Consider the following 25423-nt stretch of genomic DNA (forward strand, 5'->3'; position numbering starts at 1 on the left):
CTTCTTTGCTAAATGTCTTTCGTTTCATCTTGCGGAACAGCCTCTAGTATTCCCTTTTCGTAAGAAAAAGGGAGGGAAGAAAAATGAGTAAAGCCTCCAAAGATTTTTCCGTGCAACAATGCTTTGTATCTACTTGTCCTGTCTGCGATCAAACAACTCAAATCGAGAAAGGTTTCAGAAAGGACGTTCTCAATATTCGCGATACCCCTGTTAAATTTACAGCTACCTTGCGAAGGTGCTCTGCCTGTGGCGAATATTTTTCAACAACCGACGAAGAAGAAGTCAATTTCGCAACCGCATATACCATTTACAGAGAAAAGAAGAACTTACTTAAGCCAGAGGAAATTAAATCCCTGCGTGAGAGGTACGGCCTGAGCCAGAGAGCTTTTGGTCGCATACTTGGTTGGGGCGAGATCACTCTTCACAGATATGAACATGGGGCTCTCCAGGATGATTCGCATAACAACGAGCTCGTGCTTTTGAGAGATCCAAAAACTTTTAAGGTCCTATTTGAGAGAAATCGGCACAAGCTCACCGATATTCAGCAGCGAGAAGTGGAAAAGCGGCTTGCCGCTATCATTGGGGAAAGTGAGTGGGACCAGTTTCAGGAGGCTCTTCAGGGTGTACTAACGCCCACTCAAGAAGATATCTCAACCGGGTATCGCCTCTTCGATAGTGAGAGGTTCGAAAACCTTGTTTCGTATATATGCTGGCAAATCCCTTACGTGACGAAGACAAAGCTGAACAAGTTGCTCTGGTATTGTGACTTCGTATCCTTCAGGCAGATCCAAAGATCAATCACTGGCCTTCAATATGTGCACTTCCCTTACGGGCCAGTTCCTAAACACTATGAATATCATCTTGCATCGCTGATGGGAAAATGGATCGAGTCGGAAGAGTTCATTACCCGTGAAGGTATACTTGGAGAGAAATTTAGGAGTTTATGCAAGACGGATTTATCTATCTTCTCATCCAAAGAGCGCAAGTTAATGACTGATATTTTAAAAACTCTTAAACACATGAGCGCATCAGAAATTGTTGCGCTCTCACACGAAGAAGAAGGATATAAGAATACCCAACCCGGTGAAGTGATATCTTACAAATGGGCTAAAGATTTGAAGCTAAATCTCAATCCTTGAGAGATACTCGCAGTATCCCTGCCGTCCATTCCACCAGAGGCCCATGACCGAGCCACTGCCAGCGCTCCTCAACGCGGTGCCTTACCAGCATTCGGAAACTGTTATGTCGAACCTTTGTCAATCGCCTTATTGACATCCCTCACCTCTTGCATGATCTTTGCCGCTTGCTCGACACTATGTTTGTCTGACTCTTCACCGCGCATCATACGCTGCAGCTCCTTTAAGAGCTCTGCTTCGAGCGTATCAACAATGAGGGGAAAGACTTTGTACCCATGCTTCTCGATATATTCTTGATAGTGCGGCAGTGCTGCTAGGACGAGCCTTGAGACGGCCGTTGAGTCGAGTATGTGTGCCGAGTTTAATCCCACCCTTAGCATGAAAATTTGAGCCGCTGCATACCCAACGATCGCTTGATATGCGGAAAACAATGCCCAGGCCATCTCCGACACGTATGGACGTACTTTGTGCACATCGGGATTGGGGAGGTTTTTGGGATCGAGCTGCGGTGACATCTTTGTGAAGAGATCTCTGGTACGCGGATCTTCTGATGCTGTTTTTAAAGCCTTTTCGAAGTCGATTGTCTTCATCCAACTCGCAGCCAGCGTGAGGGGCTTAAGAGCTTCAATACCGGCCCAGAGCTGATCAATCGCCTCCAGTCGTCGTTTGTCTAAAGCCACTTGTCTGCTTACCATCCCGGAAAGCGCACCTGTTTGTAGTGCTGCGATTTGGCTTTCCTTAGCGCGGAGATCGGCCTTGAACGATTCTTCGCTCTTACGAAAATCAGTGCGAATTTCTTCTAGTTTTTGATTGAAGTCATGTTCAATACTCGCTTTCAAGCGGATCTCAATTAGGTTCCGACCAAGCCAAGCCAAGATCCCAATAAGAACTGTCGAAGCGGTGGTGGAGGTCAAAGTGGTGAGGACCCAATTAGACACACTCATGGCCGGGGAATGCCTCTTGTCGTGATGCTTTTTTTAGCGGTGACGCGCTCTGGATGGACACGTCGAGGCGGCTGCTACTGGCGTGCTTTGTGAAGCTGTTCATCGAGTGCATCGAAGAACTCCAAGTAAAGCAGCGGCCGATCGTCGATTGTGACGGGAAGTAGATGGGTTTTCGTTGGTTCGGACGAGATATTCATCTGCCAGCTTGGTACTACCCTCGTTCGCTCACCTTCTGCCGTCGCCATGACGGTGATTTGATAGCCGACGGTCGCTCCGATGCCGGGCGTGGTTCCACCGATCCGACTTTTCACAATGCCTTGCTGGGGATCAGCTTCTTGTAGACCCATCGGGTATTGCCGAACCCGCTCTTTCACTGCTTCGAACACGCGCTCATGAGGGATATCGTAGACACGAGAGGCGTAATGTTCTCGTTCTTGCGGTGTGAGGCGTGTACAGCCCAGAGCAAAGGCGATGAGGAAGAAAGCCAGTAGGCTGTGGGTGCCCAGCCGTCCAAAGGTGATCGAGCTTTTCATTGGGTGCCTCGTAATCCTTCCTGCTGAGTCTTGGTGACGGATCGCAATCAAGGCACTCGGCACGTGCCGCCTGACTCTTGTCAGCACATAAGCTGAAGGTCTATTTCACCTTCTCGCGGTACTTCTTCAGCAGGTCCTTTGCCGCCTCTTCTAGGAGTTCATTGACATACTTGTCTTGATCCGTTGCCAGGTGTTGAAGCTGGACCATGAGGGCGCGATCCATTCGAACACCAAAGAGTTTCCGCTCAGTGTCCTTCGTAGTTTTTGCCATCGCAACCGAAACAATAGCTTAGGAAGGTTATATGGTCAACATGATAACTTGCTATCTTGTTATGTCATGAGATATAGTCATCCCAACAAAGGAGGTAGAGTTATGGCGATGGTGAAGGTACTGATCAGCGTGCCGAAGGGGCTGAAGGTCAAACTGGATGCCTTGCGAAAGGAGGGAACGTCGGCCAGTGGGTTCATCCGCAATCTGCTGGAGAAGGAATTCAAGCAACGAAAGGAACTGCGATCGTGAGCGTGACGTCTCTCCGGTGCACCGTTTGCTCTGAACTTCTAAACCAGGAGGTCCTGTGAAAACCAAGACGACGACCGAAACTGAGGAAACCAAGCCGAGTCTGGCGTTACAGGCAAGAGTTCTCTGTCACGATCGAGATGGGCAGATCAGAGACGTGACTGATCAGAAACCATTCGGCCTCAAATGGTTTGCAGAAAATGGTGACCTCGCCCTGTACATTCTCGGGAACTGCAAGAAGCGGTTAGATCTGTTGTTCATGGCTGCAGAAAACCGATCGCACATCGATGCCGGCATTGTGCGACTCATTGTTGACGAATTGAGAAGTGAGTTTGACGGCGGGAGCGAGCTCGCCACCTATGTTCGGCTCACTCATGAATTATTCAGCAACTCCGATCCGATTGCTCCGTTACAGATGCCTGGTACGCGAAGGGCTAACCGCGCCACCAGCCTAACGGCGGCTCACGAAGTGTAAAGGAGAGGTCTCAATGCTGGACCACGCTGAGACGAATAAATCAACGCGGCCCGATGTTCCTCGCTACTACCGGGTGGCCTGTCACTTCTGGTCGGATGAAAAGGTCGCCACCTGGCCAGACTCGCAGAAGCTACTGGCATTGTACCTGCTGACAACGAAACATCGAACACTGGAGGGCTTCTTTGTGTTGCCGCCTCAATACATCGCGGCAGATATGGGCTGGCCACTCCGGCGGGTGAAAGACATGCTGCTGAAACTGGAAGCGGATGGGTTCATACGATTCGATGAGAAGACGAGCCTGCTCCTTGTTCGAAATGCGCTCCGGTATCAGCAGCCGGACAGCAAGAACGTGCAGAAGGCGGTGATTGCGCGGGTCCGCAACCTGCCAGATAGCCCGGAGCTGATGAACGAGTTTCTCTCGCTGGCCAGAGTCCACTGTCTCCGGAGCGGGCTGTCACCGTTTGCACAAGCGTTTCCAGACTTGTTGGAACGGGAGTTCCGACCGGTGTCGAACGAGCGTCAGAAGGTGGCTAGCATGGTCGTCTGAACACTCGTTCAACGAGCGTTCCGACCGGCGTAGGAACTCTTAAATCTTAGATCCTTATCTTCAATCAGGGATCGGGAATCACTAATCAGGAATCTTGAATCTGGGCTGTGAACGGTTGTGGATAGCGTGGATAAACAACGGAACACCAACAATTCATCCTGAACGGTCGGATGAGGAGGCTAACAAGTGGTTGCCTTGAATACTTCCGATCTGGCGGGCTAACACACGAACCTGAACAGGAGGATACACGATGGGAAAATCATTGATCGATACGGACAACGCCAAGGCCGTCGCGCCACGCAAGAAGCGGGAACGGATCCAGATCATGGAGGTGAAGTCACGTGAGGAATGGTTCAAACTGAGCCGTGATCAGTTCGGTCGGCCAGTGTGGTTTGTGCGCGTGGAGGTGACCGGCCTCCGTCCCAGACGATTCGGCCCCTTCTCTACCAAGCATAAAGGTCTCTTGTTCCTGGACCATCTGCTGAATGGAGTGGTTGATGGCATGGTGGATGCTAGTAATGATCTCGAACGATATCAGGTTCGTAGGCGCTGCTTTGGGGCGCGAGCTGGTCATTATCCCATCACGGAGGATGAGTTGTGCTCGCAGTGGTCGCGCTGATCGTGGTGCGGCTATGACAAACGGATGCTCTTCAGAGCGAGGGAGGACAGTCACATGATTGAACAAGCGCACGTGCGGACCCTGATTGGTGAGCGTGACGTGGACAGTCTCGAACAGGCGCTGAACGAGTTGGAATTGAGTCTGGTGACCGTCGAAGACGTCGTCGCTCGGAATGCGGACTGTGCGGCAGCGGAAGACAGCTACATCGGCGTCAATCTCGGCTTGTATGTCCAGCATACGAAGCACATTCTCACGCGCTGCCGGCAACTGATCGAGCCCCATGAAGGAGCACAACCATGAAACCTGACACGAGGGCCAATCGTGTGGATCAACAGGAACAAAAGAGGGACCTACTGGACGCCATCCAAGGCATGCCGGGCCATCACAAGGGTGCCATGATAGCCCGTATCATGAAGGACGTCGTCGCGGGTAAAATCACAGCAGCAGAGGCGAACGAAATGAGGAAGGTGATCAAAATCTGAGCATCACCGGAAGGGCTAAGCGCCGGCTGATCCCCGGTGTGATGGAGTCGTCCTCGCGGCTCCGGCCCTTCCTTCTCCACGCGAGGCCCCACGAGGAGGGGATATGTTGCCAAGGTCGTTACGTGGGAAGAAGATCAGGCTTTCTTGTACCCTCAAAGATAAGCAAGGTGCATTACTCGGAGAGCCTGGATCGGTTCTAGTTGTTGGCAAGAATCTCTCCATCAAGCTTGCCAAACAGCTCCTCGCTGGTGACAGTGCCCGCATCGCGAAAAACCGAATACCGACGTCCATTCCGGATCATAGAGAGTGGCCAGATCCTGTCCGGTGGGATCCATTTGAGGTCAAGGGGAAGGCCACAGATGGGACGATTTCAGTTCACATCCCCATCTATCTTGATGGAAAGGCCAAGAGCTGGTTGAAATTGCATGCCGCTCCAACGACATTCTGTAAACTACACGATCGTTGGTTGGAGACCGTTAGCGAGCGTCGTCTGGGCATGCTGGCACTCAAAGCTATCCTTGCTGGAAGTGGGAACCTATCGGATTCACAGCAAGCTCCCGTACCCTCTGGAATCGGCATTCTAGAAATCAAATCTACCCGCAGAGTCCAACGTGGCCGTTCTGTTCCAGTGACGATTCGAATCAACCAAGATAGAGAGCATCTTTCGCTCAAGTTTATGGCAGAGAAAGACGTATTCCAGCGACTAGCCTCATTTCACAACGGCGATGAATCGTCAGATACTCGATTTGGATACTTGATTGGAGGGGCAGTACGGGAAGCTCAAAACCATGTTAGGCGATCACAACTATTCAAAAGGAAAGATAATGGAAGGCCCTTCCAGCGCATGGCTTATAGCACAGCGGTATGGTTAGGTCCTGCCCTGCTGGACCGACTGAAATTGGCTATGGAGAGCTCATCGCCGATTATCAAAATAATCAGATCCTGCGCAACAAAGGAGCATCGCGGTCTAAGGCTAGAGCCCGAGAAAATAGCCGCTAGGAATTTGGCCGCATTTCTCGTGTACAAGAATTGGCAGAATTGGCGAGGAAGGCTTCAGAAGCGTGGTGTTACGATCTCAGAATGGCCCACCAAAATCTCACCTATCAAGAGAGTAGAAAAAGGAAGTGCTGAAGGCGAAGGGGAATATGAATCACATGATTTTTGGGATGAGATATTCAATCGGAAACTCAAATTGAAGCGTTTCCCATGGAAAACGTTGGAACGGACTGATCCAGATAGATTCAAAGAACTGACGACTCCTGGGATCGAAACAGCGAAAGTCCGCTACGCACAAGACAATCCGGGTTTTTCGTGGAAGAAGTGCCAAGACGAGCAGCCTGATCAATATGAACGCCTCATCGATAAGTTCCTTCGAAACCATATGGCGCTCAACCGGTTTGCATTAAACTCGAGAGTTTCACAACAAGCTGCGCGCCGATTGAACTGGCCTGTTGATAGTGACCGTGCCCTCAAGAAAGACCCACAGACTGGTGATTGGTTCGTTACTGTCCCCACTACAGGTCCAACATTTCCTCTCCCCAAGTCCCTCGAAGAGACGGTGAGGGACATCCTCTTGGATCGCGATGTCTTCATCCTCTACCACGACTTTGTGCGTCCCCGATCCTGCGAGTAGCACAAAATTTCAGTTGAGGGAGGAAGTCTTACCTGTATCGTTGTGCCATCCTGTCTCCAAGTTCATAGATTGGAGGCACCATGAATACTGAAAATATCATACCTCTTGGTTCAGTAGTAGAAATCCTGACAGTGGGTGAAGTATCTCGCGCACTGGGAATGAGTGCTGATCGTGTGCGTCAGCTTGAGCGCATTGGCGTTTTGCCCGCTACTCGGACTGCAACTGGTGTGAGGATTTTCTCGCGCAGTGCCGTGGAGGCGTTCCGCAAGCAACGCCAGGAGAGGCGAGGCTTCGCTCGATGAAAAGCTCGCATCGACGACCCTTTCGACCCTCTGTTGATCAAGCCGTTATGGAAGCCCTCGTTTGGTTTTCAAAAGGTCATGCAGCGTGTAACCCATCGCTGTACGAAATATCCAAACTCACTGGTTTTTCACGGCGCGCAGTCTGTCGGGCAATTCAAGATCTGAAGAACCGCCGAGTGCTGATGCTCTCTCATCGATTCGCCAGTGATGGGCGGCAGCTGTCGAATGAGTATCGCATGACGGTGGAGGGGAAAACTCGTCCAGCAAGGGGAGGTGCGGTGTGTCACGTGACTTAGATGAAAACATCCTACTGACCACTGAAACCATACCTGTCGTCTCGGATATGGAGCTTGAGATCGATGCGGCCCCAGTCCGAGTCGCGCCCGGTAACTACACAGCTGAGTGCCTGAAAGTCACGAAAGTCGACCGCAGAGAGTGGCGACGCACGTACTGGCAATTCCGCTTTCGATTGCGCGGAATCGGCCTGGAGAATCACGTCATCCTGCCCGGGTTCGTGAACATACCCCGGAAAGGAAAGGTATCAGCTTACAGCAAACTTGGCCGCTGGGCGCGCATTATTGCTGCGTACACCGGTGGACGAGCGGATCGTGTGACCATGAAAGCTTTTGGTCAATTTCTATTTACCGTCAAGGTTGAGACCGTGACGCAAGCAAATTCCAAGGGCGACAAAAAACCATTCACACTTCCAGAGGCCGCGCAATACGAGGTCGTGTCGGAAGTCTTGGACATTGTCGGTCGACTGGCGCCGCGTTCGAGTGCAACATGAAGAACCATCCCAACCCAGACCATCCCAATCCATCCCATACCACCCTCAGGCTCTTTAACGTATTGCTTTCTAAAAGAGAAAGAGAGTGTCCTGGCAAAACTAATCGCGCGCGTTTTTGCATTTCCGGCGGGGTGGCCGTCATCAACAGCAGCAACTGTCCATCACCCGGGCCGGGCGAGGCAACTCCCCGGCTCGACAGGCTGATGTCCCTGGAGTTCGATAGCACGGAGCTGACTCGTTTGCTGTGTAATTTGGATCTGTGTCAGCGGTTTATGACGCTGGGTGACTCTGAGCAGCGAGTGCATTTGATGCACCGTAGGGTTGGGCCGGTTGATGCGGTGATATGGGCATAAGTTATCAGGACACTATTCACACCAAGGAGGAGAGAACACATGCTAACTGAAACAGAGGACAAAGTGGACGAGACGGCGACGCTCAACTCACTCAAGACAGTGATGCAGAAGCGACAAGAGGCTGCACGAGGTCGGGAAGTCCTCAGTGAGCAGTACCGTCAACTGATCGTCTGCGAAGCGGAGGAGCGCAAGGCCATACAACAGCTGGACCAGCTTGAAGGTCGGCTCAAAACGGTGACCAAGTCGTCCCTCCTTGGGACCGTGAAGCCAGGTGAGGTCTCGACGCTCCGGCAGCAGATTGCCGAGGCCAAGAACGCTCTATCTCGATGTCGTCAACAGCTGGATGAGCAACGTGAAGCGTTTCTCCTCAGCCAGGAGGCGATGAATGGGCTGATGGTCGACCTCCAAGACCTGTCTCGATCTTTACGCGACAGTCTCACGCAGCTCTATGAGTACAAGTTCGTTGAACATGACTCGGGGATGTATGGGCTCCGTGGCCAGGTGACCTGGATGGATTCCGATCCGAACTCAGCTACCCGATGGCGAAAGGCCTGGCGATCGCGCGCATTTAATTTTTTGCTCTTCAAAGGCTTTGCCGCCGATTTCACCGAGAATCACCTGCTGGCTGCCCTCGCGACCTTCTTCCGGCAAGAGTCGTTTCAGGTTTGCGTGACCAGCGGGTTTGTTCCAGCTTCCTCTCGAAACAAGGCGCCACTCGAGGTGGGTGTGCTGGCTTCGGTTCCAGGTGGTCTGAGCGAGGAGGAGGCGTTCGAAGAACTCACCAGAGGGCGCGTGCGTTTTGTGACGAAAGAATAGTGGCGACAGATAGGGCTCGACTAACCAGGGAGGATGGTATGAGGACAAAGAGTCTTGAAGAGTTCGCAGCGGCTCTGGATGTGCATCTGTCGGCGGTGAGAACCGAGAAAGATTTTGCTCATCAGGTAGAACGGCATCTTGCTGAATTCGGGCGTTTACGATCGCGACATACCGCCCTGCAGCATTCACTGCGTACAGTGGGCGGTCAGTGGGGAAGCGATGCGCTCCTAGATAATCCACAAGCTATTGTCGAAACAGTCAGTGAGCGTCAGAGGGAACTCGAAACCTCTCGCCTTCAGTGCGAGGTCTTTGCCCGTGCGCTTGACGACCTTCATACTCGACGCGCACGCGCGGCGGAGCAGGTGGCGCTGACGATCAATACCCTTCGGAAGCAGGCCCGGGAGTTACTTGAAGCGCGTTACGGGAAGCAGCGGCTATTCAGTCGGTGGAGTGATGAGCTAGCTGGTGCCTACGAGTGGAGGAAATGCATGCTTGGGCAATTGCTGGCGCTCGTGTCAAGCGATCCGGAGCGTGGTTGTGCCTTGCTGACGTGCTTCTTCGCTGAGAAACCCAGCTTTACGTTATCTGTGCAACGCGGGTTCTGGATCTCTGAGAACTCGGGCCTCCGTGAGATCCGACCCTCTACAGGCGGCGAGGCCTATGCCGTGCCGAAGGACCTTCCCCTGCGTGACGGCTTTGAATGCGTATTGGCCGGACGAGCACAGCTCGCAGCGGTGACTAACTAGGGGGGCGGTTGCGGCGGCGGGTGCCCTCCCCGGTGCGTGAGCATCGGTCTCCTGCCCGCCGCCGGTTACACACGATGGCACAAGAATTAAGAGGTCTCTTCACGGTGTTGTGTCCCAGGTGTCGATATCGGGAGCCGGTGTTTACCCGCTGTGGGTTTCGGTGGAATTGTCCGCATCGTCACGCGACGGTCTTCGAGATGAACGACCGTCGGATCGTAGCCTTTCATCAGGAGCGTCGACCTCTCATCCAGCATGGTGGGATGACAGAGAATCGGTGCATCAGCAGGACGGACGTATGACGAGCACGGATCGAACAGGTCGATACATGGCACTTACTCCAGTGATCTCACGCCTCTTCTCATGCCTCATGCTTGAATCATTGGATGCCTCGCAGTGTCGGGAATGGAAGGCGATAGTCGACAGCAGAAATAAATCACGGGTCCTTCCTGAGCTTTGCTTCATACGGGTAAGCAAGAGCGCGTTTTTTCGTTAGTGCCAGGTCTCAAAATGAGGCTAAGTAGTTGTTATTGTGGATAATGCAATACAGATAAAACGTCGGCCTGGATATTTGAAGCGGTATGCCGATCACGCTGGTATCGCCATGTCATCAGCTGCTGAGCAGCTGAAGCGCATCGGAATTGACTATCATCAAGAGTTCGATTTTCTCGAGGCAGATCGTCGGCGTGAGGCTGCGCGGCATGCAGCCCGAAGTGCGTTTGCACACCCAATCCCGGCAGACCCGATGTCCGACGAAGAGGTCGATCCCGAGACGAAGAAGCATCCCACGTTTATCGAGAGTCAGGCCGAACGAGAGAGATTCAGAGCGAAGCTTACAGAGTTGGAATATCTGGAGCGGATCAAGAAGCTCATTCCAGCGGAAGAGGTCGACCGAGAGTGGTTCAGACTCGGGCGGCTGGTGCGAGACACCATGCTGAATATCCCGGCACGAATCGCCGCTGATCTTGCGCACGAGACAGATCATCGCAAAGTGCAAGACCTGCTTGAACGGGAAATCTATCAAGCCCTCGAAACGCTTTCCGGTGAAGGGGAGTCTGAGGTCGTACGGTGACGAAGGGAGATTAAGATGGCGGACAACGAACTCGCGGTGGTGCTGAGGTTGGTCGCCGATCAGTTCAAGGGCGAGCTGCAGTCCTCGCGCGGGGCGATCGGGCAATTCAATGACTTTATCAAGGATTGGCGCACGCAGTTGGCGGCAGCCGGGGCGGCGCTCTTTGCTGTGGCGAAGAGTACGGCGGACTTCGGCGAGGAGATGCTGAAGGGGGCACAAAAGGCGGGCACGACGGTCCAGAGCTTCAGCGCCTTAGCCCATGCGGCGAAGATGGCCGACGTCGAGCAGCAGACGCTGATCAACGGGATGAAAACCCTGTCCGTCACTATGGTGGAGGCGGCGAGAGGGAACAAAGATTCCGTGGAGCTCTTTGCACGGCTGGGGGTGTCGGCGGTTGATGCCACAGGGAAACTCCGTCCGATCGAAGCCGTGATGCTCGATCTTGCCGACGTCTTCGCTTCGTCTGCGGATGGTGCGGGGAAGAATGAAGTCGCGGTCAAGGCCTTCGGTAAAGCCTGGGAGGGCTTTCTACCATTTTTGAATCAAGGCAGGGAAGCCATTCAGGCACAAGAAGCCGAGGCCGCGAAATTAGGTCGCACGCTCTCTGAGCAGGATGCCAAGGCGGCGGATGCGTTCAACCTGGAGCTGAAAAAACTCGAGGCGGCGATGAAGGGGCTCGTGACGAATGCCGGCCGGCCGTTGCTGGTGTCGCTGACCGATATCGTCAGACTGATGAAAGAGATCGCGTCCGGTCCGGTTGGAGGATCCGTTCACAGCACGTTTGCAGTTATGGGCGAACACCTGCTGGGACTCACCCAGGCCGCGAAAGAGTTTGCGGTGGTCTGGAAGTTTGCGTTTGGCGGTGGAAAGGACAGCCTGTCATGGGAACAGTTGAAGGGGGAACTCGCGCGAATCGAGAAGGAGTGGACCCTCCGGCTGTTTCAGTTGCAGCACCCTTTGGCCGCTCCACTCTTGGAAGGACCGGTGGCGAACAAGTCGAGAACTGTACCGTTGAGTGCGGATGGTTCGGTGAAGCCTGGCGTGACATCACCTACAGAGAAGCCGTTTGACCAAGCCAAGTGGGCAACAGAGAAGGTTCAACTGTGGACCGGGCAATGGAATACCCAGCATGCGAACGATCTGCTCGACATTTGGCTGACCGGGAATCGGGCCCTCGAGATTCAGAAAAGGTTGATCGGGGAGGAATTGGATCTGATGTTCCGGCAGGAGCAGATTGCCGATGAGGTCAGGAAGGCACGTGATGGAGAAGAGCGGGATCTCGCGGCGCGCGGAATCGCCGATGCCGATCGTATGCTGGCAGCGCAAGCAGAGGCGGAAGAGCGAGAGCGGGGCGGGATGGTGACGCTCGCGCAGGCCTGGGTGGAGTACGACAACCAGATTGGGGCCTCGACGGAAGAACGGTATACGCACCGGATGGATCTCTTGCGGGCCACGCTGACGAAGGAAACACAGCTCACGCAGGACGAGGCGGGGCGGCTCATCATCGCCTGGCAGAATCAAGACGCGCAGCTGTCGCAGGATATCTTGAAGCGCACGCAGTTGACGGGGATCGAGCGGGAGGCCTTGGAACGGCAATATTTGGCGCGGCTGGCGGCGTTGCATCGGGAATATTCAGGCAATGTGTTTGAAGGATGGAAACATGGACTGGAGAACTATGTGCGGAATACCGATTCCGCCTTCGGGTTTGCGGCACAGATGGCGCAGCGGACGGCACAGTTCATGGAACAGAATTTCAGGACGTTTTTCTTTGACGTGATGGATGGCAACATTAAATCGCTCAACGATCTGTTCAAGAGCTTCGCCAATTTCGCGAAGCAGATGGTCGCGCAGGTGATGGCGCAGCTGGCGACGATGCTGGCGCTGAAGGCCGCGACGGGGTTGATGAGCGGCGGGCTGGGTGGAGTCTTCGGTGGATTCGGCGGATTATTCGGCGGGGGCGGCGGGGCGGCGGCGCTGTCCGGCGGGGTCAATGCCGGTGGATTGTTCGGCGGGCTGCAGTTTGCCTCGGGTGGGCCGGTGTTGGGCGCGGGGAACAGCGACACGGTGCGGGCGATGTTGACGCCGGGCGAAGGCGTGCTGAACCGTCGAGGGATGCAGGCGCTGGCGCAGTTGAACAGCGGCGCGGTGCCATCGTCGGCAACTCAACAACCAGTGATTGTGAATTTTCACGGTGTGGTCGCTGGCCAACAGCCTGAGGTCAATGTCCGGCGTCAATTTGAGGGCATGGTGATCGATGTCATTCTGAAAAATCGACGCGAGTTGGGGTTCGGTTGGTGAGGAGTAGCGATGGTCCTTCAATGCTTCAGTGATGTCACACTTATCCGCGAATCCGGCACGAGCCTTCATGGTCCTGGTGAAACGTTGGACCTGCCGCTGCATGAGGCGGTGAAGGTGATGAATGAGGCCGCAAGGCATTTCAAGATCGTCTCGCCAGTGCCGTTGCTTCCTGGAGTGGCAGTGTGCTGGAGCCTGCCGGATGGTCGCATGGAGGGGCCTGGTACTGTCCTCACGGTCGATGGTCAGGCGCCACATCGAATGCTCTGCGTGACGAATGACGAAACGATCTGCTCGGTGGAGGAGGCGGACCTTGTCGACATTGATCCATGGCCGGCAATCGATGCGCGGCTTGAGGAAGCCGTGGATCATGCCATCTTAGAAGGCGAGGAATCACCGAGGCTCCGCAAAGTGCGAGAGTGGCTGGCGACTCACTTCGATGAGAATAAAGATCAGTGGATGGGGTGAGGAATACCTGGGACAGGTTCGAATAGTGTGGAGCGCTGCATAAACGCGAGATGTGATGAGGCCGTTGAATCTTCAAGAAGCCGCACAGTTCCTTAGGATGTCGAGATCTTCTCTGTACCAGAGAAAAGATATTCCTCGGTATCGACGCCCAGGATCACGCGCACTCTTGTTTGATCAGGATGAGCTTGAAGCATGGGTCAAGACTGGTCGCGTTGAGCTTGTGCTCTCGTCAGGCGTGGCGATCGATCCCCAGGTTGCCTCACAGGCCGCAGGTAGCAGCTCTGTTAGCACTGGAGTGCTCTCTTCGAGCGATGCTCTGGACATTCGTAGATCAGGTGTCTACCATCGCAATCCCCGTTATCGTTGAGATCCGCATGGCGTACACGATCACTAAAAGACATACGAAGAAAGGCCTGGCCTTCGATCTCTATTTCCGCTTGAAGGGTGTTCGGTATCGTCCGCTTCTTGGCTACAACCTCACGAAGCAACAGGCCGAGGAGGCCGCGATCGCCATGACCGCCAAGATACAGACGCAATCTGCTCTACCCCGCAGCAGAGAATCCACACCCGCCCTCCGCGACCTGCTCACGTTGTTCTGGGATAGTTTCGCCGTGAAAAAACGGGTCGATCACGTACGTCCGAAAGGAATTCTTGAGAACCATCTCTTGCCGGCGTTCGGTCACCGAGCCGTATCATCACTGACTCCTACAGATGGATTGGACTATGTTCGGCACCGACAACAAGCCGGCGCCGCCGCAGGTACCATCCGCCGAGAGTGGCAAGTGCTAATGCGGCTACTGAACCTCGGCGTCCGCTATGACTGGCTCGATAAGAACCGGCTCAAGGCTGTGGAGCTTCCAGACGCAGAACGGCGTACTCGTGTTGCTGAGGCTCAAGAGCTTGAAGGAATTCGGCTCCTCAAGGACCGTGTCATGCCTAAAGTCCTCAAAGAATTGTGGCGAGTTGTGGTGGCAGAGCTCAATACCGGATTACGAGAGGCCAAACTCCTCAGCATCGACCGTTCATGGATCCGACAGGAGGCCGACGGCTGGTGGTTGGTCCTCCCACAGAGTGCGACGCGACTGAAGGGTACTCCAACGCGCGTTCCCTTGAACACCTCAGCCCTGTGGGCGCTTCATGACCCGTTGCCTTCACTGACTGACGGCCGAGTGTTTCGACGTTGGAATGATGTGCGTGCATTCAAGAAGTACTGGGCGCGAGTCTGTACCCTGGCGAAGATTCAAGATTTGCACTTTCACGACCTCCGGCACACCTTTGCTACCCGATTGCAGGGCCTTGGTGTCGACTATGAAGTGCGGCAAGCCCTCCTGGGTCACCGGATGCCAGGCATGACAGTGAGCTATTCCCATGGCGGTCCCGCGTGGGATCAAAAGCTCCGTGATGCGGTCACGCAGCTCGATTCCGCCTTCAAATTGTCCTATGGATTGTCCTATGAACGACCAGCGGTCGCGGTGGGTGACCCTAACCTATTGAAAAATGGTGAGCCGGCTGGGACTCGAACCCAGGGCCCTCGCCTTAAAAGGGCGATGCTCTACCGACTGAGCTACCGGCTCACAATCTCGTGGCGTGAAACGTGAATCGTTATTCGTGAAGCGACTGGATGAAAGCCACCCAAAGACTCACGGACACATCATAACATTGACCACTGACCGATGACCATTGGCTATTTTCAGGAGCGTTTGGGACGTCGGCGGGAGCAATCCAGCGGATTGCGCAACATAATTGTTTCCGCACGCTTGGACCCGGTCGAAATCATATCGATGCGGCAGTCCACCAGCTCTTCGATGCGTGTCACATAGCGTTTCGCTTCGGCAGGGAGCTGCTTATAACTCGTCGTTCCCGTCGTGGCTGTGGTCCACCCCTTCATTCGCTGATAAATCGGCTCGCTGTTGGCCAACACATCCAGATCGGCCGGCATCGTCTTATGGATGGTACCGCCATGTCGATAGCCGGTACACAGCTTCAACTCCTTACACCCATCTAACACATCCAGCTTGGTCAGCGCCAGCGAAGTCAGCCCATTCACGACCGTGGCATGGCGAACCACCACCGCATCAAACCACCCGCAGCGCCTGGCCCGTCCTGTGGTTGAGCCGAACTCCTTCCCTCGTTCTTGAAGCCCTCGTCCGACTTCATCCGTCAGTTCGGTGGGAAACGGGCCACTCCCGACTCTGGTGGTGTAGGCCTTCGCAATGCCCATCACCGCATCGATCATCGTTGGTCCGACACCGGTTCCGGTGCAGGCACCCCCGGCTGCGGCGCTCGACGAAGTCACATAGGGATACGTGCCGAAATCCACATCGAGGTGCGTCCCTTGCGCGCCTTCAAACAACACCGTCTTGTTCTTCTCAATGGCCCGATTCAGCAACATGGTGGTGTCAACGATATGGTTCTTGAGCCGGTCGGCATAGCCCATGTATTGGTCGAAGACTTTGTCCACCTGAAAGGTGTCGACTTTATAGAGCCGCTCCAAGAACCAGTTCATTTCTACGAGATTCTCTTCGAGTTTTCTCTTGAACAAGGTCGGATTGAGCAGATCCCCCGTGAGGATGCCGATCCGTGCCATTTTGTCGGCGTACGATGGTCCAATCCCTCGTCCGGTCGTGCCGATCTTCCGTGATCCCTTCGACTGTTCGGCCGCTCGGTCGATAGCCTTATGATAGGGAAGGATCAAGTGCGCTCGCTGACTGACGGCGAAATTCTTGCCGAACGTAATGCCCTTGGCTTGCAGCTGATCCATTTCTTCGATCAAGGAGCCGGGATCGACGACCACCCCGTTGCCGATGACACAGGTCATTCCACGATAGAGGATTCCCGAGGGAATAAGATGGAAGATGTAGGTCCCCCGTTCGTTGATCACGGTATGCCCGGCGTTGGACCCACCTTGATAACGCACCACGATGTCGGTATCACGGGCTAAGATATCGACAATCTTCCCTTTCCCTTCATCGCCCCACTGCGCACCGATAATGACGAGATTTCCCATAGTTCAACGATGTCCCGGTCCCGATTTTGGCACGAAAAAATGGCTCTGACCTGATTGAGAGACCAGAGCCAAGGGGGCTCATGGTAGGTATCACCTACTGTTTTGTCAAGCCGTTCGTCTCAGCTCGTGGGATCGAGAACTGTTTGGATTCGTAATCTCTTGGAAAAGATCACGCCGGTGGTTTCTTGACTGCCCTGTATCCGCGTGTTAGCATGCCGATTCGTTCTCAACATCTTCATTTTTCGAATTAATTTCCCTGACTTCTTCGCGTGAGAGTGGGGCTGTAGCGCAGTTGGGAGCGCGCGTGAATGGCATTCACGAGGTCGCCGGTTCAATCCCGGCCAGCTCCACCAACACGCATGTTGTGCAAACCGGCCGTGTTTTGAGGGTCATCCATCTGGTCGCAGCCGGACCAATCTCTTTGCAGTTGTGGGTCTAACGAGGATGTTCGTTCTTCAGCTATCCACCCGGTGCAACTTCATTCCGTGGCCTCGCCTCCCTACCTATTGATTTTCTCGTTCGTTCGAGTTCGCCTCTTAAATGATCTGGTGATTCCACTTCACACGGAAGGTTTGTGCCGATGCTCCAAATTGAATCGATCAGTAAGCAATATTCGACGAAGGTGCTCCTGACGGACGCCTCCGCACATCTTCGCCCGAATTCACGGGTCGGTCTCGTCGGTCCGAACGGCGCCGGGAAAACGACGCTCTTTCGCATGGTCCTCGGGGAAGAGTCACCGGACAAAGGCTCGATCCGCAAGCGGCCTCGCCTTCGCATCGGCTATCTCCCGCAAGAGTTGGAAACCATCACGGGCAAGACCGCTCTCGACGCCGCCCACCGCGACGAATACCCTGAACACGAGGCCAAGCGCATCCTGATGGGGCTGGGGTTTACCGAGGCCGATTTCGATCGCCCCGTCGAGAAACTCTCCGGAGGCTACCGGATGCGGGTAGCCCTGGCCCATCTGCTCCTCTCGAATCCCGATGTGTTGATGCTCGACGAGCCGACGAACCATTTGGATAAACCGACCCAGCGTTGGTTTGAACAGTTTCTGATCCAATCCGGTATGACGCTCCTGATCATCAGCCACGACACCGCATTTCTGGACCGCGTGGTGACACACATCTGGGAACTCCGCCATCATAAAATCGAGGAATACCGGGGCAACTATTCGCTCTTCACCAGGTTGAAGGAGGAGCGGGATGCCCAGCTCCAAGCCTCGGCAACCCGACAGTCCAAAGAGATCGCCCGTGTTCAGAAGTTCGTCGATCGGTTCCGCTATCAGGCCAATAAGGCCAGTCAGGTGCAATCGCGGTTGAAGCAGCTGGACAAGGTGAAGCGGATTGAAATCCAGCGGGACCCGAAACGCGTCAAGTTCCGATTTCCCCTTCCTTCTACCAGCGGTCGTCAGGTATTGGATCTCGTCGGGGCGAGCAAACGCTACGGTGAAAAGGTGGTCTATCAGACTCTCGATTTTTCCGTGGAGCGTGGTCAGCGTGTCGCGCTGGTCGGTGAAAACGGGGCCGGCAAGAGTACGCTCTTGAAGATGCTCTCCGGCGTACTGGCGCCCGATACCGGCACCCGAACGGTCGGCCACGGGGTGACCCTGCACTACTTTGCCCAGCATCAGGCGGAGACGCTCAACCCTGAGCATTCCGTGCTCGAGTCGCTCGAAGAGGTCACCAAACATGCGGAGATGAACTTTCTCCGGGGGATCGCGGGTGCATTCCTGTTCTCCGGCCAGGATCAGAAGAAACCCATCAAGGCGTTGAGCGGTGGTGAACGGAACCGGGTCGCCCTCGCCCGTATGCTGGTGGAACCGGCCAATACCCTCTTGCTCGATGAGCCGACGAACCACCTGGATCCTGCCTCCGTCGATGTGCTCACGGACGCCTTGGCGGAATTCCCAGGGACGATCATCTTCATTTCGCATGATCCGACGTTTCTGGCCCGCATCGCCACTCGAGTCGTCGAGATTGAAGAGGGGAAGGCCCGGAACTTCATCGGGGACTACGAGTATTATCTCTGGAAAAAGGCGCAGGAGTTTGAATCGATCAAGGAAACAAGCGAGGAACTCGCGGGTGGTTCAACGCCCACGTCTTCTGGCCCGACCCGTGCGATGGTTCAACAGGTTCAACCAAAGGGGAAGGGCGGCGAACGACGAGACTTGACGAAGACACAGGCCCGACTGGAAAAGCAGATTTCCCGATCAGAAACAGAAATTGCCGAGGCGGAGACCAAAATCAAAGCGCGTGAGTCTGAGCTCTCAGATCCGAAACTCTATGCTGAGTTCGATCGTTGGAATCTTCTGCATCAGGAACAGGACGGCTGGAAGCGGGATCTCGAACGACTGACTGCTCGCTGGGAATCACTCTCGGCCGAACTCGAGAGTGTGAAGCAACAACTCGTGTCGATGGGTTAGCGAAGTCTCCACACGCAGCGTAGGTGTTGTTGACCGGCGACGGGTGAGAACGTTTCGAGCCAGGGTCTCAAACGGAGGCTTTGAGAGTTTCTTCCAGATAATAGTACAGCCAGCGGTGCTTTTCTTTGGTCACCAATTCATCCCACACGACTCCGATGAGGAATCCCTTCTTTTCCCATGGCCTCACCCAGGCGACCATGCCGTCGAGTTTTTCCTGCTGCTCCACTCGATCGGAATCCAGGAAGGCGAGTGAGACGGTGACCCGCTCATTCGACGGGAACCGTTCTTTGGTGTGAAACCCCGCTCCGATCTTGTTCACATTATCCAGAACCGCCGTACAGGCGCGCCCGCCGCTCTTCGGCGACACCAAGGCAGACCCAACCAATTCGGCGCGGACGAATTTCCGCCGCTCACTCAGTGCGGTGGCATGGCCCGACAGTTTTCCTTCTCCTCGCCTCATCGTTCTAAGTATAATCGATAGGACGAGAATGTAAACCCCTGCAATTGGCCCTATGGAGATGGCTTTGGGCGGTAGTACCGGCGGTCTTTGAGCACCGGCGGAAGGTGAGTTTGCTCTGTCCGTGCACGTGGATCGTCATGCACATAGCGATAGTCGGTTCCATACCCCAAATCCTTCATGACAGACGTCACGGCATTCCGGAGATGGAGCGGAACTCCTAGATTTCCATGGGCTTGTGCATCCTTGCTCGCTTCCAGGAGACCGATATAGGACGCGTTGTCCTTCGGCCGTGAGGCAAGATACGTCGTCCCATGGGCCAGATTGATCTGGGCCTCCGGAAGCCCGACGAGTTGGACGGCCTGTGCCACCGAAACGGCCACGACAAGAGCGAGCGGGTCGGCATTGCCGACATCTTCCGATGCAAAGATCACCATCCGGCGGGCGATGAACGTCGGATCCTCTCCAGCTTCCAACATCCGCGCCAACCAGTAGAGCGCCCCATCTGCATCGGAATCCCGCAGACTTTTAATGTAAGCCGAGATCGTATTGTAGTGCTCTTCACCGGTCTTGTCATACCGTAGGGCCTTCGCATTCAACGCAGCTTCCAACATTGCTACATCGATCGCGCGTGTGCCATCAGACTCTCTGGGCGCCTGCCTCACGACAAACTCCAATGCCGTCAACATGGCCCTCGCATCGCCATTGCCGAACGCGACCAAGCGCTGACAGGCTTGTGGTGACACTGCGGCCTTCAGTTGTCCCAGACCGACCTCTGAATCGTTCAGTGCTCGATCCAGAATCCGCCCGAGGGCTTCATCACTCAGGGGTTTCAGCACCACTAAAATCGAGCGTGATAATAGCGGACTGATGACTTCGAACGAGGGATTTTCCGTGGTTGCGCCGACCAGGATGATGGTACCTCGCTCGACGTGGGGAAGAAAGGCATCTTGTTGCGCTTTGTTGAACCGGTGAATTTCATCCACAAACAGGATGGTCCGCTGACCGTTGATCAACCGGCGTTGCTCGGCCGCCTTGATGATCATGCGCAACTCGGGCACGCCGCCGGTGACGGCCGAAAAGGATACAAACTGGGCCTTCGTATACCTGGCAATCAGATGAGCGAGTGTCGTCTTTCCCGATCCCGGTGGCCCCCAGAAGATGACGGAAGAGAGCTGATCGGCCTCGATGGCCCGTCGTAGCGGTCGATCTGTTGCGGTGATGTCGTCCTGCCCCACGAAATCCTCGAACACACGGGGACGCATCCGTTCTGCAAGCGGAGCGTCAACGACTTGTTCATGGTGCACCGTGAATAGATCTGGGGCCTGATCACGAGAACGGGTCATCTCACTCCTCACAACTTTTCGAGAATTGTATACGCCGGGCCATCTGAGCGCAAATGACCTCTTGACCATACCGACAGCCGATGGTACGACGTTTGACCAGGACTATCTCATGCTCGCTCAGGTCAATAATATCTCCCTCGCCTTCAACGATCTGGGGACCGGACTCCCCCTTGTCTTTCTCCACGCCTTTCCGCTCAACCGCACCATGTGGGCGGAACAAGAGAAAGGTCTTTCAGCACAGTTTCGAGTGATTACGATCGACCTGCGAGGACACGGCGAGTCCGATGCACCGCTTTGGCACTATTCTCTCGATCAGGCAGCCGATGACGTGCGCAGCCTGCTCGATCACCTTTCCATCCGGCAAGCAGTTTTTATCGGGCTCTCGATGGGTGGATACATCGCCTTGGCCTTCTATCGAAAGTATGCCGAGCGCGTCAAAGGATTGGTGTTGGCCGATACGAGAGCCCAGGCCGATACAGAGGATGGAAAACGGGCACGGTTTGAGATGGCTCAGCTTGCGTACAGACAAGGGGCGGGGGCGATCGCCGAGATCATGATTCCCAAGTTACTGAGCCCTGCCACGATTCAGACGAGGCCGGAGCTGGTTCAACGGGTGCGCACAATGATCGAGGGCAATCAAGTGAGTGGCATTGCCGGAGATCTGATGGCGATGGCGGAGCGGCCTGATTCGCAGCCTCTTTTAACGCAGATTTTATGTCCTGTTCAGATTATCGTCGGCGAGCTGGATCTGCCGACACCACCTGCCGACGCCCGGCTCATGGCGGAGAGGATTCCCGATGCCCGCCTGGCCGTCATTCCAGGAGCAGGCCATCTCTCGAACCTGGAACAGCCGGAGCTGTTCAATGAAGCGATCCGTTCCTTTGGTTTGCTTCTAGCAGGATGCTGAAAAAGTCCGCCAGCGGCGTTCTCGCATCGCTCAGAGGCTCAACGTACCAAAGCGTACGCCTCGCCTCCTCACTCGCTGCGGCCTTGCTGGACAACCTTTTTGAGCATCCTGGGTGTTCGTGCTCTACTTCTCTCTCTTGTTTCAACGGTGGTTGATGTATACACCGAGTTTTTCAGCAGACTGCTAGCAAGATAGACGCTGGCTTGACGAGGGAGATCCATAGAGCGTTCACTCTGGATCGCCGACGCTGCCCCGTCGAATCAATTTCAAAAATTCCTCACGCGTCTGCGATTGACTGCGGAACGCTCCCAGCATCGAGCTGGTGACGGCCACGGTGTTTTGTTTTTCCACTCCCCGCATCATCATGCAAAGATGTCGGGCTTCGATCACAACGCCGACACCATGGGCATTCAGCTTCGTGCTCAATGTTTCAGCAATCTGCACGGTCAACCGTTCTTGAACTTGCAGACGCCTGGCGAACATGTCGACGATCCGCGGGATCTTGCTGAGACCGACCACCTTCTTGTTGGGCAAGTAGCCGACATGGACTCGACCAAAAAACGGCAGCAAGTGATGTTCGCACATGCTGAAAAAGTCGATGTCTTTGACGATGACCATTTCGTCATATTCGATCGGGAACAGCGCACCGTTCAGGAGGTGATCGATATCACGCTGGTACCCCTGCGTCATAAAGGCCAGGGCTTTGGCCACTCGCTCAGGGGTCTTGAGAAGCCCATTCCGACTCGGCTTTTCGCCGAGGGCGAGGAGCACCTCCGTAACCAGCGATTGGAGGACCGGCAAGTCCGGAGCCCGTCCGCTTCCGTTGGCGTCTTCCACCGATGTCGGTCGTTTCTCTCGTTTTGGTGACTTTCTCACGATATTCCCTTTCGCCTTAACTGGCGCCCGTATATTCAAAATAGTTGTCTCTGGTCTCAATGACCCCGACTTTGTGCAGACGACCGGCAGGCAGCAGCGGGTTGAGGATGTCCCAGATCACTGCGACAAGATTCTCTCCTGTGGTAGTCAAGGCAGAGAACGCCGGGTCACTGTTCAGATCCTGATGATCAAAGCGTTCGATGACCCTGTCGGTGACGATGCGGTCAAGAGAATCGAGGTTGGTCGAACTCTCTGCCGTTCCGGCACGAACCGTCACCAGGACCACATAGTTATGCCCGTGACCGTTCGCATTGTTACATTTGCCGAAGGCAGCCCAGTTTTCTTCAGGGGAGAGGAGATCCGTATGCAGCCGATGGGCGGCGCAAAAGCGATAGCGTCTGGTCACAAATATCTGTGACATTCAATCCGGTCACTCGTGGTGTGGGTGAAAAAGCTAAGACTGCCCGATGTTCGAACAGTCTTAGACAGGAGAGTCCATGATCGGCATTCCTACGGTCATCCCGTAGCCACGCTTACGCGCTAAAGGAGCTGCCGCAGCCGCACGTCGTCTTGGCCTGAGGATTCTTGATCGAGAAACCCGAGCCTTGCACACTGTCGACGTAGTCAACTTCCGCGCCTTGCAGCAAGGGAGCGCTCTGTGAGTCCATGATGAGCTTCACCTCACCCTTTTCGATGACGGTATCATCCTCGGCCATCTTGGATTCAAAGGCCATCCCATATTGATACCCGTGGCATCCCCCACCGCGGACGTAGACCCGCAACCCGACGATATCCTTCTCCTCGGCCATCAATTCCTTGATCTTCTGTTCCGCCACCGCCGTAATGTTAACCATTGTCATCCTCCTCTATGGATCGTTCCAGCCTACTCGGCTGGCTAGAATGTTAGTCTAACACCTCTTCTTCCAATATCAACCCCTTGCCTCCGATGTCGCTCGCTGTGGCTGCTCCCATTTAGCCTCGGGGACACGCACCACGACATCCCCCAACACACGAGCCTGACATGCTAAGCGATGCCAGGGCTCTGTCAACGCTTCGCGATCCAGCAGGTCCTGCTCGTCAAAGTCGATCTCGGAGAGATGTTCCTGCCCCATCTGAACCTCGACCCGGCACGTCGTACAGGATGCGTTCCCGCCGCAATCGTGATTCAGTCGAAATCCCAATTCCTTGGCAGCCTCAAGCAGTGAGACGTTCTCCTCAACCTCCCCGCTTCGCCCGTCCGTGTGCAGAAACGTCACTCGTGGCATGATGACGTCTCCTCCTAGGAGTGGGTCACAATCCCTGCCGGTGTTTCCTGATAAGGACACCGCTGCAGTCGGATGTGGTCTTCGTATTCGTGACGGAACAACTTCAAACTGCTCTGCACCAGAACCGACGCACCGGTGACAAGCGTGCAGTAGCCAGTGCCTTTGACGAAGCCACAGAGTTGCAACATACTGTCGAGGTCTTTTTGAGTACCCTGTCCGGATTCAATCTTGGTCATCAGAATGGCCAGGTTGTTCGTACCCATACGGCACGGCGGGCACTGCCCGCAGCTCTCATTCTTGAAAAAATTCGAAAAATGCAGTGTCTTCGCCACCATACACGTCGCATCGTCGACGACGATCATCCCGGCTGACCCTAGCCCAGTCCCCGCCTTCTTCAGTGAATCGAAGTCCATCGTGAGATCGAGCTGATCCACCGTCACCATCGGGAAGGCCGGCCCACCCGGGAAAACAGCCTTAATCTTGCGACCACCAGGTACTCCGCCACCACACTCTTCGACCATTTCACGGATGGTCACGCCCATCGGCATCTCATACACACCGGGTCGATTCACCGATCCACTCAACGAAAACATCATCGTCCCGGGACACTTCTCCGTCCCAATCTGGGTAAACCACCCGGCGCCTTTGTGCAGAATCCGCGGAATGTTGCACAGGGTCTCAACGTTATTGACGAGAGTCGGTTTACCATAGAGGCCGAAGTCGGTCGGATAAAACGGAGGCTTCTGTCGCGGCATCGCGGGACGACCCTGCATCGATTCCAACATCGCCGTTTCTTCACCTGCCACGTAGCTGCCATGACCATCAAAGAGTTCCAACTCGATATCGACGCCGCTGCCCAGGACGTTCTTCCCCAAGAATCCATGTGCCTTTGCTTGGGCGATGGCTTTCTTCAGATTCTGCTGTTCCTCATGGTACTCATGGTTCACGTAGATGAAGGACGCTTTTGCTTGCACCGTGAAGGAAGCGATCAAGCAACCTTCGATCAGTTGATGGGGCAACGTTTTCAATAAATACCGATCCTTAAACGTGCCCGGCTCATGTTCGCCGGCATTGCACACGAAATAGCGTTCCTTCACCCGGTGATTAAGGACTTTGTCCCACTTGATCCCTGTCGGAAATCCTGCGCCACCCCGTCCACGAAGCCCTGATTTTTTCAGCTCATCAATGACTTGAGCCGCGTTCAATTCCTTCACGCACCGCTTCCAGGCTTCATAGCCGCCGACTTTGAGATACCCCTCGATCTCCCAAGGAGCTCCCTCAATCTGTTGAACAAGGCGAGGTTCTGTAAGCGTGGACATAGCTATCCGCTCTGAATTCTTCAAGGTTGAGCGGGTACTATACGGTTCTGCCTCTTCTTCCGTCAAGGCAACCAGTCACAAATGGGCCTGAATCTCAAACAG

At 54.8% G+C, this 25423-nt stretch carries 29 protein-coding genes, 2 tRNA genes and 1 pseudogene; 20 read left to right on the forward strand and 12 right to left on the reverse strand.

What is annotated here, in order from left to right; all coding sequences use genetic code 11:
* The first annotated feature begins 83 nt into the window (after positions 1-83).
* A complete protein-coding gene (locus ACMTNU_RS01200) occupies positions 84-1139 on the forward strand; it encodes a type II TA system antitoxin MqsA family protein (protein ID WP_413933376.1) in 1056 nt (351 codons plus the stop codon).
* Positions 1140-1240: 101 nt separating this feature from the next.
* Here the strand turns inward: ACMTNU_RS01200 and ACMTNU_RS01205 are convergent, their stop codons facing one another.
* The 3 genes from ACMTNU_RS01205 to ACMTNU_RS01215 form a co-directional block, all read right to left on the reverse strand.
* On the reverse strand, positions 1241-1975 hold the full coding sequence (locus ACMTNU_RS01205; RefSeq protein ID WP_413933377.1) for a hypothetical protein: 735 nt from the start codon (positions 1973-1975) through the stop codon (positions 1241-1243).
* Positions 1976-2154: 179 nt separating this feature from the next.
* A complete protein-coding gene (locus tag ACMTNU_RS01210; protein WP_413933378.1) occupies positions 2155-2613 on the reverse strand; it encodes a hypothetical protein in 459 nt (152 codons plus the stop codon).
* Positions 2614-2713: 100 nt separating this feature from the next.
* Entirely contained in the window at positions 2714-2884 is a 171-nt protein-coding gene (locus ACMTNU_RS01215) for a hypothetical protein (protein WP_413933379.1), read from the reverse strand.
* A 102-nt stretch (positions 2885-2986) separates the two neighbouring features.
* Here ACMTNU_RS01215 and ACMTNU_RS01220 point away from each other — a divergent pair, with 102 nt between their 5' ends.
* The 16 genes and pseudogenes from ACMTNU_RS01220 to ACMTNU_RS01295 all read left to right on the forward strand — a co-directional run.
* On the forward strand, positions 2987-3133 hold the full coding sequence (locus tag ACMTNU_RS01220; protein ID WP_413933380.1) for a hypothetical protein: 147 nt from the start codon (positions 2987-2989) through the stop codon (positions 3131-3133).
* 55 nt (positions 3134-3188) lie between these two features.
* Positions 3189-3605 carry a hypothetical protein gene (locus ACMTNU_RS01225; RefSeq protein WP_413933381.1) on the forward strand — a complete coding sequence of 139 codons (417 nt, stop codon included), beginning with the start codon at positions 3189-3191 and terminating at the stop codon, positions 3603-3605.
* Between the two features lie 13 nt (positions 3606-3618).
* Positions 3619-4152 (forward strand): hypothetical protein, encoded by a 534-nt coding sequence (locus ACMTNU_RS01230; RefSeq protein ID WP_413933382.1) that lies wholly within the window; start codon positions 3619-3621, stop codon positions 4150-4152.
* A gap of 250 nt (positions 4153-4402) precedes the next feature.
* Positions 4403-4771 (forward strand): hypothetical protein, encoded by a 369-nt coding sequence (locus ACMTNU_RS01235; protein ID WP_413933383.1) that lies wholly within the window; start codon positions 4403-4405, stop codon positions 4769-4771.
* A gap of 54 nt (positions 4772-4825) precedes the next feature.
* Positions 4826-5071, forward strand: coding sequence for a hypothetical protein (locus ACMTNU_RS01240; protein ID WP_413933384.1), 246 nt, complete (start codon positions 4826-4828; stop codon positions 5069-5071).
* Positions 5068-5253: a hypothetical protein gene (locus tag ACMTNU_RS01245; protein WP_413933385.1), complete on the forward strand. Its 186-nt coding sequence runs from the start codon at positions 5068-5070 to the stop codon at positions 5251-5253. Before ACMTNU_RS01240 ends, ACMTNU_RS01245 begins: the two co-directional genes overlap by 4 nt.
* Before the next feature lie 496 nt (positions 5254-5749).
* Complete coding sequence (locus ACMTNU_RS01250) at positions 5750-6886, forward strand: hypothetical protein (RefSeq protein ID WP_413933386.1); 1137 nt, start codon at positions 5750-5752, stop codon at positions 6884-6886.
* Between the two features lie 80 nt (positions 6887-6966).
* The gene (locus ACMTNU_RS01255; RefSeq protein ID WP_413933387.1) at positions 6967-7188 is read left to right on the forward strand and encodes a MerR family DNA-binding transcriptional regulator; all 222 of its coding nucleotides are present in this window, start codon (positions 6967-6969) and stop codon (positions 7186-7188) included.
* 280 nt (positions 7189-7468) lie between these two features.
* Positions 7469-7975, forward strand: coding sequence for a hypothetical protein (locus tag ACMTNU_RS01260; RefSeq protein WP_413933388.1), 507 nt, complete (start codon positions 7469-7471; stop codon positions 7973-7975).
* A 392-nt stretch (positions 7976-8367) separates the two neighbouring features.
* Positions 8368-9144 (forward strand): hypothetical protein, encoded by a 777-nt coding sequence (locus tag ACMTNU_RS01265; RefSeq protein WP_413933389.1) that lies wholly within the window; start codon positions 8368-8370, stop codon positions 9142-9144.
* A gap of 38 nt (positions 9145-9182) precedes the next feature.
* The gene (locus tag ACMTNU_RS01270) at positions 9183-9890 is read left to right on the forward strand and encodes a hypothetical protein (protein WP_413933390.1); all 708 of its coding nucleotides are present in this window, start codon (positions 9183-9185) and stop codon (positions 9888-9890) included.
* Between the two features lie 529 nt (positions 9891-10419).
* Positions 10420-10959 (forward strand): hypothetical protein, encoded by a 540-nt coding sequence (locus tag ACMTNU_RS01275; protein WP_413933391.1) that lies wholly within the window; start codon positions 10420-10422, stop codon positions 10957-10959.
* A 15-nt stretch (positions 10960-10974) separates the two neighbouring features.
* Entirely contained in the window at positions 10975-13257 is a 2283-nt protein-coding gene (locus ACMTNU_RS01280) for a hypothetical protein (RefSeq protein ID WP_413933392.1), read from the forward strand.
* 9 nt (positions 13258-13266) lie between these two features.
* Complete coding sequence (locus tag ACMTNU_RS01285) at positions 13267-13722, forward strand: hypothetical protein (RefSeq protein WP_413933393.1); 456 nt, start codon at positions 13267-13269, stop codon at positions 13720-13722.
* A 55-nt stretch (positions 13723-13777) separates the two neighbouring features.
* The gene (locus ACMTNU_RS01290; RefSeq protein ID WP_413933394.1) at positions 13778-14089 is read left to right on the forward strand and encodes a helix-turn-helix transcriptional regulator; all 312 of its coding nucleotides are present in this window, start codon (positions 13778-13780) and stop codon (positions 14087-14089) included.
* 565 nt (positions 14090-14654) lie between these two features.
* A pseudogene (locus ACMTNU_RS01295) lies at positions 14655-15080 on the forward strand (site-specific integrase); the annotation flags it as partial.
* Positions 15081-15220: 140 nt separating this feature from the next.
* On the opposite strand, the gene ACMTNU_RS01300 reads toward ACMTNU_RS01295, so the two are convergent.
* Both ACMTNU_RS01300 and ACMTNU_RS01305 read right to left on the reverse strand, forming a co-directional pair.
* Positions 15221-15296: transfer RNA gene (locus tag ACMTNU_RS01300), tRNA-Lys, on the reverse strand.
* A 116-nt stretch (positions 15297-15412) separates the two neighbouring features.
* Positions 15413-16729, reverse strand: coding sequence for an adenylosuccinate synthase (locus ACMTNU_RS01305; protein ID WP_413933395.1), 1317 nt, complete (start codon positions 16727-16729; stop codon positions 15413-15415).
* A gap of 277 nt (positions 16730-17006) precedes the next feature.
* On the opposite strand from ACMTNU_RS01305, the gene ACMTNU_RS01310 reads away from it, so the two are divergent.
* A tRNA-Ala gene (locus ACMTNU_RS01310) sits at positions 17007-17082 on the forward strand.
* Positions 17083-17309: 227 nt separating this feature from the next.
* Positions 17310-19151 carry an ABC-F family ATP-binding cassette domain-containing protein gene (locus tag ACMTNU_RS01315; protein WP_413933396.1) on the forward strand — a complete coding sequence of 614 codons (1842 nt, stop codon included), beginning with the start codon at positions 17310-17312 and terminating at the stop codon, positions 19149-19151.
* Between the two features lie 67 nt (positions 19152-19218).
* Here the strand turns inward: ACMTNU_RS01315 and ACMTNU_RS01320 are convergent, their stop codons facing one another.
* Positions 19219-19611 (reverse strand): PilZ domain-containing protein, encoded by a 393-nt coding sequence (locus ACMTNU_RS01320; protein ID WP_413933397.1) that lies wholly within the window; start codon positions 19609-19611, stop codon positions 19219-19221.
* Between the two features lie 50 nt (positions 19612-19661).
* A complete protein-coding gene (locus tag ACMTNU_RS01325) occupies positions 19662-20954 on the reverse strand; it encodes a replication-associated recombination protein A (protein ID WP_413933398.1) in 1293 nt (430 codons plus the stop codon).
* 61 nt (positions 20955-21015) lie between these two features.
* Here ACMTNU_RS01325 and ACMTNU_RS01330 point away from each other — a divergent pair, with 61 nt between their 5' ends.
* The gene (locus tag ACMTNU_RS01330) at positions 21016-21861 is read left to right on the forward strand and encodes an alpha/beta fold hydrolase (protein WP_413933399.1); all 846 of its coding nucleotides are present in this window, start codon (positions 21016-21018) and stop codon (positions 21859-21861) included.
* A gap of 228 nt (positions 21862-22089) precedes the next feature.
* Here the strand turns inward: ACMTNU_RS01330 and folE are convergent, their stop codons facing one another.
* The 5 genes from folE to nuoF all read right to left on the reverse strand — a co-directional run bounded on the left by folE (position 22090) and on the right by nuoF (position 25321).
* Complete coding sequence (folE, locus tag ACMTNU_RS01335; protein ID WP_413933548.1) at positions 22090-22698, reverse strand: GTP cyclohydrolase I FolE; 609 nt, start codon at positions 22696-22698, stop codon at positions 22090-22092.
* Positions 22699-22753: 55 nt separating this feature from the next.
* Positions 22754-23158: a 6-carboxytetrahydropterin synthase gene (locus ACMTNU_RS01340; RefSeq protein ID WP_413933400.1), complete on the reverse strand. Its 405-nt coding sequence runs from the start codon at positions 23156-23158 to the stop codon at positions 22754-22756.
* Positions 23159-23270: 112 nt separating this feature from the next.
* On the reverse strand, positions 23271-23591 hold the full coding sequence (erpA, locus tag ACMTNU_RS01345; RefSeq protein WP_413933401.1) for an iron-sulfur cluster insertion protein ErpA: 321 nt from the start codon (positions 23589-23591) through the stop codon (positions 23271-23273).
* 75 nt (positions 23592-23666) lie between these two features.
* Entirely contained in the window at positions 23667-24002 is a 336-nt protein-coding gene (locus ACMTNU_RS01350; RefSeq protein WP_413933402.1) for a 2Fe-2S iron-sulfur cluster-binding protein, read from the reverse strand.
* Between the two features lie 14 nt (positions 24003-24016).
* A complete protein-coding gene (gene nuoF, locus ACMTNU_RS01355) occupies positions 24017-25321 on the reverse strand; it encodes an NADH-quinone oxidoreductase subunit NuoF (RefSeq protein WP_413933403.1) in 1305 nt (434 codons plus the stop codon).
* Positions 25322-25423 lie beyond the last annotated feature (102 nt).

Origin of the sequence: Nitrospira sp. BLG_1 (genome assembly GCF_047338595.1) — a bacterium.
Taxonomy (GTDB): Bacteria; Nitrospirota; Nitrospiria; order Nitrospirales; family Nitrospiraceae; genus Nitrospira_D.